At 68.5% G+C, this 11,394-nt stretch carries 11 protein-coding genes and 1 pseudogene; 11 read left to right on the top strand and 1 reads right to left on the bottom strand.

Annotation, left to right across the window (positions count from 1 at the left end; genetic code table 11):
* Positions 1-279: 279 nt before the first annotated feature.
* The 9 genes from B551_RS05150 to B551_RS05110 all read left to right on the top strand — a co-directional run bounded on the left by B551_RS05150 (position 280) and on the right by B551_RS05110 (position 9,131).
* The gene (locus B551_RS05150) at positions 280-612 is read left to right on the top strand and encodes a YbaB/EbfC family nucleoid-associated protein (protein WP_023263605.1); all 333 of its coding nucleotides are present in this window, start codon (positions 280-282) and stop codon (positions 610-612) included.
* A gap of 28 nt (positions 613-640) precedes the next feature.
* Positions 641-1,255: a recombination mediator RecR gene (recR, locus tag B551_RS05145; RefSeq protein ID WP_006579698.1), complete on the top strand. Its 615-nt coding sequence runs from the start codon at positions 641-643 to the stop codon at positions 1,253-1,255.
* A gap of 49 nt (positions 1,256-1,304) precedes the next feature.
* Positions 1,305-2,210 (top strand): LysR family transcriptional regulator, encoded by a 906-nt coding sequence (locus B551_RS05140; RefSeq protein WP_006579697.1) that lies wholly within the window; start codon positions 1,305-1,307, stop codon positions 2,208-2,210.
* Positions 2,211-2,585: 375 nt separating this feature from the next.
* Positions 2,586-3,782 carry a CaiB/BaiF CoA-transferase family protein gene (locus B551_RS05135; RefSeq protein WP_006579696.1) on the top strand — a complete coding sequence of 399 codons (1,197 nt, stop codon included), beginning with the start codon at positions 2,586-2,588 and terminating at the stop codon, positions 3,780-3,782.
* A 2-nt stretch (positions 3,783-3,784) separates the two neighbouring features.
* Entirely contained in the window at positions 3,785-4,783 is a 999-nt protein-coding gene (locus tag B551_RS05130; protein WP_052511267.1) for a hydroxymethylglutaryl-CoA lyase, read from the top strand.
* 160 nt (positions 4,784-4,943) lie between these two features.
* Complete coding sequence (locus tag B551_RS05125) at positions 4,944-5,927, top strand: tripartite tricarboxylate transporter substrate binding protein (RefSeq protein WP_023263603.1); 984 nt, start codon at positions 4,944-4,946, stop codon at positions 5,925-5,927.
* Between the two features lie 236 nt (positions 5,928-6,163).
* Positions 6,164-7,210 carry an ABC transporter substrate-binding protein gene (locus B551_RS05120; RefSeq protein WP_006579635.1) on the top strand — a complete coding sequence of 349 codons (1,047 nt, stop codon included), beginning with the start codon at positions 6,164-6,166 and terminating at the stop codon, positions 7,208-7,210.
* A gap of 242 nt (positions 7,211-7,452) precedes the next feature.
* Positions 7,453-8,265 (top strand): ABC transporter ATP-binding protein, encoded by an 813-nt coding sequence (locus B551_RS05115; RefSeq protein WP_006579634.1) that lies wholly within the window; start codon positions 7,453-7,455, stop codon positions 8,263-8,265.
* 74 nt (positions 8,266-8,339) lie between these two features.
* The gene (locus B551_RS05110) at positions 8,340-9,131 is read left to right on the top strand and encodes an ABC transporter permease (protein WP_006579633.1); all 792 of its coding nucleotides are present in this window, start codon (positions 8,340-8,342) and stop codon (positions 9,129-9,131) included.
* Between the two features lie 168 nt (positions 9,132-9,299).
* On the opposite strand, the gene B551_RS05105 is transcribed toward B551_RS05110, so the two are convergent.
* Positions 9,300-10,274, bottom strand: coding sequence for an NADPH:quinone oxidoreductase family protein (locus tag B551_RS05105; protein WP_023263601.1), 975 nt, complete (start codon positions 10,272-10,274; stop codon positions 9,300-9,302).
* Between the two features lie 193 nt (positions 10,275-10,467).
* On the opposite strand from B551_RS05105, the gene surE reads away from it, so the two are divergent.
* Complete coding sequence (surE, locus tag B551_RS05100; protein ID WP_006579632.1) at positions 10,468-11,220, top strand: 5'/3'-nucleotidase SurE; 753 nt, start codon at positions 10,468-10,470, stop codon at positions 11,218-11,220.
* A gap of 45 nt (positions 11,221-11,265) precedes the next feature.
* Positions 11,266-11,394 (top strand): annotated as a pseudogene (locus B551_RS27320) (protein-L-isoaspartate O-methyltransferase); the annotation flags it as partial.

Here is an 11,394-nt window from a genome sequence, read left to right as displayed (position 1 = left end):
GCGAGGTCGGGGCGGTCAGCGAGACCGCCGCGGCCGCCGACGCGCAGGCGCGCGCGGAGCGTCAGCGCGCGGCCGAGGCCGCGATCGAGAACGATCCCTTCGTGCAGGGCCTGTTGCGCGAGTTCGGCGGCCAGATCGTGCCGGGCTCGATCCAGCCGCGGGCGTTGTGACACCGGCGCGCCGGCCATCACGTTCCCTACGTCCACACGCACCTAGAGAAGCCGCCCGGCGCGCACCGACACCGAATCCACCGAATCCATCGCACTCAGGAGAAGCACCATGATGAAGGGCCAACTCGCCGGGCTGATGAAGCAAGCCCAGCAGATGCAGGAAAACATGAAGAAGATGCAGGAGCAGCTCGCGCTGATCGAGGTCGAGGGCCAGTCCGGCGCCGGTCTCGTCAAGGTCGTGATGACCTGCAAGAACGACGTCAAGCGCGTGACTATCGATCCGAGCCTGCTCGCCGAGGGCGAGGACAAGGAACTGCTGGAAGACCTGGTCGCGGCCGCGTTCAACGATGCGGTGCGCAAGGCCGAGGCCACCACGCAGGAGAAGATGGGCTCGATGACCTCGGGCCTGCCGCTGCCGCCGGGCTTCAAGCTGCCGTTCTGAGCGCCGGCTTGCCGAACCCGCACTCCCGATGAAGGCATCCACTCCCACCTCGCTGCAGGCGCTGGTCGAGGCACTGAAGGTGCTGCCCGGCGTCGGCCCGAAGTCGGCGCAGCGGATCGCCTATCACCTGCTGCAGCATGACCGCGAGGGCGCGCGCCGGCTCGGCGACGCGCTGCGCGGCGCCGCCGACGGCGTGCGCCATTGCGCGCGCTGCAATACCTTCACCGAGGCCGAGGTCTGCGAGACCTGCCTGGACGCGCGCCGCGATGCCTCGCTGCTGTGCGTGGTCGAGACGCCGGCCGACCAGGTGATGATCGAGCAGACGCTGACCTATCGCGGCCAGTATTTCGTGCTGATGGGCCGGCTGTCGCCGCTGGACGGCGTCGGCCCGCGCGAGATCCATCTGGACCGGCTGCTGGCGCGCGCCACCGACCCCGCGCTGGGCGGCCCGGTGGCCGAGGTCATCGTCGCCACCAATTTCACCAGCGAGGGCGAGGTCACCGCGCACTACATCGGCGAGATGCTGAAGGCGCGCGGGCTCAAGGTCTCGCGGCTGGCCCGCGGCGTGCCGGTCGGCGGCGAACTCGAATACGTCGATGCCGGCACCATCGCGCGCGCGGTGATGGACCGCCGCACGCTGTGAAGCGCGGTCCCGCGGCGCATCGCATCGGCTCGCATGGTCTGATCGCCCGATGAACCTGGCCCGCTTCGATCTGGTCACGCTCGGACTGTTCGTCGCCGTCGCGCGGCAGGGCAGCATCTCGGCCGGCGCGCGCCAGTCGCATCTGGCCGTTGCCGCGGCCAGCAAACGGATTTCCGATCTCGAGGCCGCCGTCGGCGCGCCGCTGTTCTTCCGCCATGCGGCCGGCGTGCAGCTGACCGAGGCGGGGCAGGCGTGCTTCCATCATGCGCTGACCGTGCTGCAGGACGTCGAGCGGATGGCGGGCGTGATGTCGGACTATGCGTCGGGCGTGCGCGGGCAGGTGCGTGTCTGCGCCAACACCTCGGCGATCACGCAGTTCCTGCCCGACGATCTGGCCGGCTTCATGCGGCTGCATCCGACCATCCGCATCGAGCTGGAGGAGCAGAACAGCGGCGATATCGTCGCGGCGCTGGTCGAGAACCGCGCCGACGTCGGCATCTTTGCCGACCGCACGCCCAGCGCGGGGCTGGTCACCGTCGAATATCGCCAGGATGAACTGGTATTGGTCACGCCGCCGGGGCATCCGCTGTCGCAGCGCGGGCCGGTGCGCTATGCCGATACCCTCGAATACGACTTCGTCAGCCTGCCGCAGGTCACCTCGCTGGCCGCGCGGCTGCTCGAGGAGAGCAGCCGGCTGGAGCGGCCGTTCCGGCTGCGCATCCAGGTGCGCAGCTTCGATGCGATGTGCCGCATGGTGATGGCGGGCCTGGGCGTCGGCGTGCTGCCGCGCATCGCCGCCGAGCCGCACGTCAAGTCGATGGGCCTGTCGCTGGTCAAGCTGCAGGACGCCTGGGCGCAGCGCTCGCTGCTGATCGGCATGCGCGATCCGGCCGCGCTGACGGTGTCGGCCCGGCTGTTGATCACCCATCTTTGCGGCGAGCGCGCGCCGTTCTGATTTCCCGCACTGAGGATTGCCCTCTCCCCACCCTCTCCCGCAAGCAGGAGAGGGAGCCTGCTGCTGGCACTCGATGGTTTTCCCGTCTCCGGCAAGCGGGAGAGGGAGCCTGCTGCTGGCACCCGACGGTTTTCCCGTCTCCGGCTAGAGGAAGAGGGAGCCCGCTGGCCTCACGGTTTTCCCCTCTCCCGCTTGCGGGAGAGGGGTAGGGCAGAGGGCACCAGCCTTTCGCGTTCGGTGAAAGCCCGCTTCACCGATTGACGCCTTCCGCGCCCCAAGGCCCTGCGGCACACTGCGTCCAAATTCGATCGCAGGGCCGTGTCCCAGTGCGCCTCGCGATCGCCAGACACACACCGATCCCCGGAGACAATCCGCATGCCGCGACAGATTCTGGATGGCATCCGCGTGCTCGAACTCGGGCAGCTGATCGCCGGCCCCTTCGCCGCCAAGACGCTGGCCGATTTCGGCGCCCACGTGATCAAGGTCGAGCCGCCCGGACAGGGCGATCCGCTGCGCAAATGGCGCATGCTGTATCAGGACACCTCGGTCTGGTGGGAGGCGCAGTCGCGCAACAAGGAATCGATCTGCATCGACCTGCGCAGCCCCGACGGGCAGGCGCTGGTGCGCAAGCTGGCCGCCGAGGCCGACGTGCTGATCGAGAACTTCCGCCCCGGCACGATGGAGAAATGGGGCCTGGGCTGGGACGTGCTGCACGCCGCCAATCCGAAGCTGATCATGCTGCGGGTATCGGGCTACGGCCAGACCGGCCCGAAGCGCGACGAGCCCGGCTTTGCCGCCGTCGCCGAGGCGATGAGCGGGCTGCGCCATCTGACCGGCGAGCCCGGACGCCCGCCGGTGCGCGCCGGGCTGTCGCTGGGCGATACCATCGCCGGCCTGCATGGCGCGCTGGGCGTGCTGCTGGCGCTGTACGAGCGCGATGCGCGCGGCGGCACCGGCCAGGTCATCGACGTGGCGCTGTACGAGGCGCTGTTCAATCTGAGCGAGAGCCTGCTGCCCGAGTATTCGGCCTTTGGCGCGGTGCGCCAGCCGGCCGGCGGCGCGTTGCCCGGCATTGCGCCGTCGAACGCCTATCCGTGCGCCAACGGCGAATACGTGCTGGTCGCCGCCAACGGCGATGCCATCTTCAAGCGGCTGATGCAGGCGATCGGCCGCGCCGACCTGGCCGACGATCCGGCGCTGGCCCGCAACGACGGCCGCGTGGCGCGGGTCGGCGAACTCGATGCCGCGATCGCCGCGTGGACGCGCACGCAGGACATCGACAGCGCGCTGGCCGTGCTGCGCGAGGCCCAGGTGCCGTCCGGCCGCATCTACACGGTCAAGGACATCGCCGAGGATCCGCACTACCGCGCCCGCGGCGTGATCGAGCAGGTCACCGCGGCCAGCGGCCTGACGGTCGAGGTGCCGGGCATCGTGCCCAAGCTGTCGGGCAGTCCCGGCGCGATCCACGATCGCGCGCCGACGCTCGGCGAGCATACCGATGCGGTGCTGGCGCAGGCCGGCTTCGACGCCGCGACGATCGCCGATCTGCGCGCACGCGGGGTGGTGGCATGAACATGAACATCAGCGCGACCGCATCGGCCACGCCTTCGACGACCAGCTTCCCGCTGCGTGGTCCGGCCCGCATCGAGATCAACGAGGTCGCACCGCGCGACGGCCTGCAGATCGAACCGGTGGTGGTGCCGACCGACGCCAAGGTCGCGCTGCTGGAGGCGCTGTCGGACTGCGGCTTCGCCCGCATCGAGGCGACTTCGTTCACCTCGGCCAAGGCGATTCCCGCGCTGGCCGACGCCGAGGCGGTGATGCACCGGATGCGCCGCGCCGACGGCGTGCGCTACACGGTGCTGGTGCCGAACCTGCGCGGGCTGGAGCGCGCGCTGTCGTGCCGGCCCGATGAGGTCAATCTGGTGATGTCGGCCAGCGAGACGCACAACCGCGCCAATCTGCGGATGACGCGGGCGCAATCGCAGGCGCAGCTGCTGGCGATGATCGAAGTCGCGCGCGCGGCCGGCGTGCCGGTCAATGTCTCGCTGTCGACGGTATTCGGCTGTCCGTTCGAGGGCGAGGTCGCGAGCGACGCGGTGATGGCGCTGGCGCGCAGCTTCGCGCAGGCCGGCGCCGACGGCATCACGCTGTGCGATACCACCGGCATGGCCTATCCGAACCAGGTGCGCGCGGTCTGCGAGAGCTTCCAGCGCGAACTGCCGGATACCGGCCTGACGATCCATCTGCACAACACGCGCGGCATGGGGCTGGCCAACGCGCTGGCCGCCTGGGAGACCGGCGTGTCGCGCTTTGATGCGGCGGCAGGCGGGCTGGGCGGCTGCCCCTATGCGCCCGGTGCCAGCGGCAACGTCGCGACCGAGGAGCTCGTGCATATGTTCGCGTCGATGGGCGTGGACACCGGCGTCGATCTGCAGCGCCTGCTCGGCATCATCGGCGTGCTGCCGACCGTGGTCGAGCGCGAGGTCTGCAGCCAGCTGCTGCGCGCCGGTCCGCGGCTGCGGACGCACCAGCCGCCGGCCTGGCTGGCGGAGCATTTCGCGGGGCAGTGAGGGCAGGCGGCCTATTCCCCAAGAACAACAGCAATCAGCAAGCACGCGGATGAAGGTCCGCAACCCCAACCCAAAAACAACATCGATTCCTGGAGGAGACAGCATGTCGATCCGTTCGTCCCAACCGTTCCATTCCGCCAGCCCGGTCGCTGACTCGGCCATGCCGGGCCGCCGTCGTCTGCTCGCCGCGGCCGTTTGCGCGGCCGCAGCGTGCCTGAGCGCCGGCGCGCACGCGCAGGACGGCGCCTATCCCAACCGCGCCGTCACGCTGATCGTGTCGGCGGCGCCGGGCGGCACCACCGACCTGGCGGCGCGGATGATTTCCGAGCCGCTGGCCAAGGCGCTCGGCCAGCCCGTCGTCGTCGAGAACCGCCCCGGCGGCGCCGGCGGCATCGCCGCCCAACTGGTGGCGCGCGCCAAGCCAGACGGCTACACGCTGCTGGTGCAGTATTCGGGCTTCCACGTGATCACGCCGCTGCTGATGAAGGGCCTGTCGTGGGATCCGGTCAAGGACTTCGCGCCGGTCGCCAATCTGCTGTCGGCGCCGCAGGTGCTGGTGGTGCGCCCGAGCCTGCCGGTCAAGTCGCTGTCCGAGCTGGTGGCCTACGCCAAGGCCAATCCGAACAAGCTGAACTACGCGTCGTCGGGCAACGGCTCGCTGCAGCATGTGTCCACCGAGCTGCTGAACCAGATGGCCGGCATCCGCATCACGCACGTGCCGTACAAGGGCACGGGCCCCGCGATGACCGACCTGCTCGGCGGCTCGGTCGACCTGACCATCACCACGCCGCCTCCGCTGATTCCGCATATCCAGGCCGGCAAGCTGCGTCCGCTGGTGGTCACCAGCAAGAACCGGCTGCCCAGCCTGAAGGACGTGCCGTCGGCGCCCGAGGCCGGCTACGCCGATCTCGACGTGTCGTCGTGGTTCGCGATGTACGCGCCGGCCGGCACGCCCAAGCCGGTGATCGACAAGCTGACCGGCGAGATCGACAAGATCATGAAGACCGATGCCTTCCGCAAGAAGGCCGAGGAACTGGGCGCCGAGGCGAAGTACATGAACCCGTCGCAGCTGGGCCAGTACCAGCGCGCCGAGCTGACGCGCTGGGGCAAGGTCATCCAGTCGGCCAATATCCAGGCCGAGTAAGGCCCGGCGGCGTTCTGCCGGCTGCCGGCGCCATCGCGTCTTTCCCGCGCAAGCGGAAATCCAGCGTCTTCGAGAGCCGCTGGGTCCTCGCTTGCGCGGGACGACAGCCTTCTCGCCGGCGTTCCCGCTAGGTAGTGTTCCCGATTGGGCTGCGCCGCGCCGCTCGGATAGCATCGCACGAAGCCGCGCGGCGGCGGAACACACCGGCGTTGGGACACAATAAGCAGGAGACACAGATGTACAACCGGAAATTCTGGAAACAGGTGGTGATCGCGCTGGTGCTGTTCCTGGCCGGCTGGTTCACCTTCGGCGGCTTCGCGCATGCGCAGGGCAAGCCGGAGAAGGCCAAGGTCACGATCGCGGTCGGCGGCAAGAACCTGTTCTACTACCTGCCGCTGACGATCGCCGAGCGCCAGGGCTACTTCAAGGACGAAGGGCTCGACGTCGAGATCGTCGACTTCGCCGGCGGCGCCAAGGCGCTGCAGGCGGTGGTCGGCGGCAGCGCCGACGTGGTCTCCGGCGCCTACGAGCACACCATCAATCTGCAGGCCAAGGGCCAGAACTACCGCGAGTTCGTGCTGCAGGGCCGCGCGCCGCAGATCGTGCTGGTGACCTCGAACAAGACCATGCCGGACTTCAAGTCGGTCGCCGACCTGAAGGGCAAGAAGATCGGCGTCACCGCGCCCGGTTCGTCGACCAACATGATGGCCAATTTCGTGCTGGCCAAGGCCGGGCTCAAGCCCTCCGACGTGTCCTTCATCGGCGTGGGCGCCAGCAACGGCGCGGTTGCGGCGATGCGCTCGGGCCAGATCGACGCGATGGCGAACCTGGACCCGGTGATCTCGATGCTGACGCAGAAGAACGAGGTCCGCGTGGTGGCCGATACCCGCACGCTGAAGGACACGCAGGCGGTGTTCGGCGGCAACATGCCGTCGGGCTGCCTCTATGCGTCGGCCTCGTTCATCGAGCAGAACCCGAACACCACGCAGGCGCTGACCAATGCGATGGTGCGGGCGCTGAAATGGCTGCAGAAGGCGGGCCCGTCGGACATCGTCAAGACGGTGCCGGAGAGCTATCTGCTGGGCGACCGCGCGCTGTACCTGTCGGCGTGGGACAAGGTCAAGGAGGCGATCTCGCCGGACGGCATGATGCCGGCCGACGGCCCGCGCACCGCGCTGGCCACGCTGCAGCAGTTCGATCCGGCGCTCAAGGGCAAGGCGATCAAGCTGGACCAGACCTTCACCAACAGCTTCGTGCAGAAGGCCAACGCGAAGTACAAGTAAGCCACTCTGCGACGCACCGTCGTCCCCGCGAAGGCGGGGACCCAGTGGCTTCCAGAGACGCTGGATTCCCGCCTTCGCGGGAATGACGGGACGATCGACGGCCCGTTTCCGAGCGGGCCGCCGTTCTCGCGGCTTTCGGTTGTATCGAACAAAGGCCGCGCCATGGATGCGCCATCGAGGCGCCATCGAACATCACGCCGCCGTCGGCCTGCCCGATGCGCGGCGCACGCACAGCGAACCGCATGAGCACTCCGGCCCTTTCCCTCGACAATGTCACCTGTACCTTCATCTCGCGCGAGGACCGCGACCAGCGCTACACCGCCGTCAAGGACGTCTCGCTGGCGATCGCGCCCGGCGAATTCGTCTCGGTGGTCGGCCCCACCGGCTGCGGCAAGTCGACGCTGCTCAATGTCGGCGCCGGCCTGCTGGCGCCGTCGTCCGGCGAGGTGCGCGTGTTCGGCGAGCCGCTGGCGGGCATCAATGCGCGCGCCGGCTACATGTTCCAGACCGAGGCGCTGATGCCGTGGCGCAGCGCGCTGGACAACGTGATCGCGGGCCTCGAATTCCGCGGCGTGCCGCGCGCGCAGGCGGTTGCGGAAGGGGAGGAGTGGCTGCGCCGCGTGGGCCTGGGCGGCTTCGGCGACCGCTATCCGCACCAGCTGTCGGGCGGCATGCGCAAGCGCGTCGCGCTGGCGCAGACGCTGGTGCTCGACCCCGACATCATCCTGATGGACGAGCCGTTCTCCGCGCTCGACGTGCAGACCCGCCAACTGATGGAAAACGAGGTGCTGGAGCTGTGGGCCGCCAAGCGCAAGGCGGTGCTGTTCATCACGCACGATCTGGACGAGGCGATCGCGATGAGCGACCGCGTGGTGGTGCTGTCGGCGGGACCGGCCACGCATCCGATCGGCGAATTCGACATCGACCTGCCGCGTCCGCGCGACGTGGCGGAGATCCGCAACCATCCGCGCTTCGTCGAACTGCACGCGGCGATCTGGGACGTGCTGCGCGAGGAAGTGCTCAAGGGCTATGCGCAGCAGCGCAAGGTCGCCTGAAGGGCGCGACACTCGCGCGCGACGACCCGCAACCCCAAGCCGACGATCCAACGAACCCGAACCAATCACGATCCATGGCATTTCGTACCGATTCCAAAGGCATGCTGCGCGTCTGGCAGCTGCTCGTCCTCGTCGTCATCCTCGGCGCCTGGCACGTGGCCACGCGCTCGCAGCAGGTGGCGTTCTTCTTCGGCGAGCCGTGGCTGGTGGCGCAGCGCGTCTGGAGCTGGTTCTTCGTCGAGCGCGACATCTACCTGCATCTGGGCGTGACGCTGCTCGAGACGGTGCTGGCGTTCGGCATCGGCACCGTCGCGGGCCTCGGCGTGGGGCTGTGGCTGGCGCTGAGCCCGGTGGCCTCGGCCATCCTCGATCCGTACATCAAGGCGATGAACTCGATGCCGCGCGTGATTCTGGCGCCGATCTTCGCGGTGTGGTTCGGCCTCGGCATCTGGTCCAAGGTCGCGCTGGCGGTGACGCTGGTGTTCTTCATCGTCTTCTTCAACGTCTACCAGGGCGTCAAGGAAGTCAGCCCCGTGGTGCTGGCCAACGCGCGGATGCTCGGTGCCAACCGCCAGCAGCTGCTGCGCCATGTCTATCTGCCAAGCGCGACCAGCTGGGTGTTCTCGTCGCTGCATACCTCGGTGGGCCTGGCCTTCGTCGGCGCGGTGGTCGGCGAGTACCTGGGCTCGGCGCGCGGCGTCGGCTATCTGATCCTGCAGGCGGAAGGGACGTTCGACATCAACACGGTGTTCGCGGGCATCGTGGTGCTGACCGCGTTCGCGCTGGTGCTGGACTGGATGGTGGGGGTGGTGGAGCGGCGGCTGATGAAGTGGCAGCCGAAGAGCGGGGAGACGGAGAAGCTGTAGGGAGTTCTCCCTCTCCCGCTTGCGGGAGAGGGACGGGGAGAGGGAACAGGGCGGTCGTCATGTGGATGGAATTCGCAAATGGCCACCGCCGCTGCCCTCTCCCCCAACCCCTCTCCCGCAGGCGGGAGAGGGGAGGAGGCCCAAGGTTCAATCTCAAGTGTCGCAGGCTTACGGCACGATCACGATCTTGCCGGTGACCTTGCGCGCTTCCATGTCCTTCAGCGCCTGCGCGGCCTGTTCCAGCGGATAGCGCGCCGAGATGTGCGGGCGGATCTTGCCTTCCTTCATCCACCCCAGCATCTGCGCCATGTTGGCCTGGTTGGCGCGTGGCTCGCGGCGCGTGAATTCGCCCCAGAACACGCCGACCAGCGATGCGCCCTTCAGCAGCGCCAGGTTCAGCGGCATCTTCGGAATCTCGCCGTTGGCGAAGCCGACCACCAGATAGCGGCCGCGCCAGCCGATCGAGCGGAATGCGGGTTCCGCATAGATGCCGCCGACCGGGTCATAGATGACATCGGGACCCTTGCCGTCGGTCAGCGCCTTGATGCGCTCGCGCAGGTCCTCGGTGCTGTAGTTGATCAGGGCGTCGGCGCCATGTTCCTTGCAGACCGCCAGCTTCTCGTCGGTCGAGGCGGCCGCGATCACCCGCGCGCCGATCGCCTTGCCGATCTCGATCGCGGCCAGGCCCACGCCGCCGGCCGCGCCAAGCACCAGCATGGTCTCGCCGGCCTTCAGTTCGCCGCGATCGACCACCGCGTGGTGCGACGTGCCATAGGTCAGCGTGAAGGCGGCGGCGGTCTCGAAATCGATGCCCGGCGGCATCGGCACGACCGCGGCGGCGGGCGCCCTGGCCTGCGTCGCGAAGGCGCCGTTGCCCAGATAGGCGATCACCTTGTCGCCGGGTTTGACGTGGCTGACGCCGTCGCCGACCGAGTTGACGATGCCGGCCAGTTCGGAGCCGGGCGAGAAGGGCAGCTGCGGCTTGGCCTGGTACTTGTTCTGGATGATCAGCACGTCCGGGAAATTGACGCCGGCAGCTTTCACGTCGATCACGACTTCGCCGGGACCGGCGACCAGGTCGGGCAGGGTTTCGAGCGCCAGCGAATCGGGCGGGCCCCAGGCTTTGCACAGTACGGCTTTCATCGTGTCTCCATTCAGTCTTGATGTCTTGATGCCTCGATCTGGCCCGCGCGGCCACGCGGCCCGGGCTAGTGTAGCGCAGAAATAGTACGGTCGTTCAGTTCGGTGGGCGAGGGCGGCGATGCGGTGCAAATCGCCCGGTGCAGCAGCCCCTCCGCACGACGCCATCGCAATCGCCTCGGGTACAATCGCGGCCATGCACATCCTTCTCGCCAACGACGACGGTTACCTCGCGCCGGGACTTGCCATGCTGCATGCCGCGCTGGCGCCGCTGGGCCGTATCACCGTGATCGCCCCCGAGCAGAATCATAGCGGCGCATCGAATTCGCTGACGCTGCAGCGGCCGCTGACGGTGTTCGAGGCCAGAGAGGGCGAGCAGAAGGGATTTCGCTTCGTCAATGGCACGCCGACCGATTGCGTGCATATCGCGCTGACCGGCCTGCTCGACGAAAAGCCCGACCTGGTGGTGTCGGGCATCAACCAGGGTCAGAACATGGGCGAGGACGTGCTGTACTCCGGCACCGTCGCCGCCGCGATCGAGGGCTATCTGCTCGGCATCCCGTCGATCGCCTTCTCGCAGGTCGACAAGGGCTGGGAACATCTGGATGCCGCGGCCCGCATTGCGCGCGGCATCGTCGAGCGCGCGATCGCGACGCCGCCGCGCGAACCGTTCCTGCTCAACGTCAATATCCCGAATCTGCCGTTCGAACATATCCGCGGGCTGCGCGCCACGCGGCTGGGCAAGCGCCATCCTTCGCAGCCGGTGATCTCGCAGGTCAATCCGCGTGGCGAGACCAACTACTGGATCGGGCCCGCTGGCGACGCGCTCGATGCCAGCGAAGGCACCGATTTCCACGCGACCGCGGAAGGCTTCGTTTCCCTGACGCCGCTGCAGCTGGATCTGACCCATCGCGCCCAGCTCGATACGCTGCGGCAATGGCTCGCATGAGGCCAGCCGCGTGCCGGCCGCCGGGACCATGGGCGCGTTGAGGCCATGAGTTCGAGCCCGCGCCGACCGAAGTTTCCGCTGACGCTCGATTCCGTGGTCGAGCGCAAGCCCGCGCCCGCGCGAACCGCCGGCTTGCCCGCGATGGTGGGCAAGCGCGCGGCCACGCCGGCCCCG

It is taken from the genome of Cupriavidus sp. HPC(L), from assembly GCF_000307735.3.
GTDB lineage: Bacteria > Pseudomonadota > Gammaproteobacteria > Burkholderiales > Burkholderiaceae > Cupriavidus.
This window is presented reverse-complemented; position numbering and strand designations above follow the sequence as displayed.

Bases quoted from the DNA above. Each gene is read 5' to 3' on its own strand.
- B551_RS05150 (WP_023263605.1), top strand. From the start codon at position 280: ATGATGAAGGGCCAACTCGCCGGGCTGATGAAGCAAGCCCAGCAGATG.
- recR (WP_006579698.1), top strand. From the start codon at position 641: ATGAAGGCATCCACTCCCACCTCGCTGCAGGCGCTGGTCGAGGCACTG.
- B551_RS05140 (WP_006579697.1), top strand. From the start codon at position 1,305: ATGAACCTGGCCCGCTTCGATCTGGTCACGCTCGGACTGTTCGTCGCC.
- B551_RS05135 (WP_006579696.1), top strand. From the start codon at position 2,586: ATGCCGCGACAGATTCTGGATGGCATCCGCGTGCTCGAACTCGGGCAG.
- B551_RS05130 (WP_052511267.1), top strand. From the start codon at position 3,785: ATGAACATCAGCGCGACCGCATCGGCCACGCCTTCGACGACCAGCTTC.
- B551_RS05125 (WP_023263603.1), top strand. From the start codon at position 4,944: ATGCCGGGCCGCCGTCGTCTGCTCGCCGCGGCCGTTTGCGCGGCCGCA.
- B551_RS05120 (WP_006579635.1), top strand. From the start codon at position 6,164: ATGTACAACCGGAAATTCTGGAAACAGGTGGTGATCGCGCTGGTGCTG.
- B551_RS05115 (WP_006579634.1), top strand. From the start codon at position 7,453: ATGAGCACTCCGGCCCTTTCCCTCGACAATGTCACCTGTACCTTCATC.
- B551_RS05110 (WP_006579633.1), top strand. From the start codon at position 8,340: ATGGCATTTCGTACCGATTCCAAAGGCATGCTGCGCGTCTGGCAGCTG.
- B551_RS05105 (WP_023263601.1), bottom strand. From the start codon at position 10,274: ATGAAAGCCGTACTGTGCAAAGCCTGGGGCCCGCCCGATTCGCTGGCG.
- surE (WP_006579632.1), top strand. From the start codon at position 10,468: ATGCACATCCTTCTCGCCAACGACGACGGTTACCTCGCGCCGGGACTT.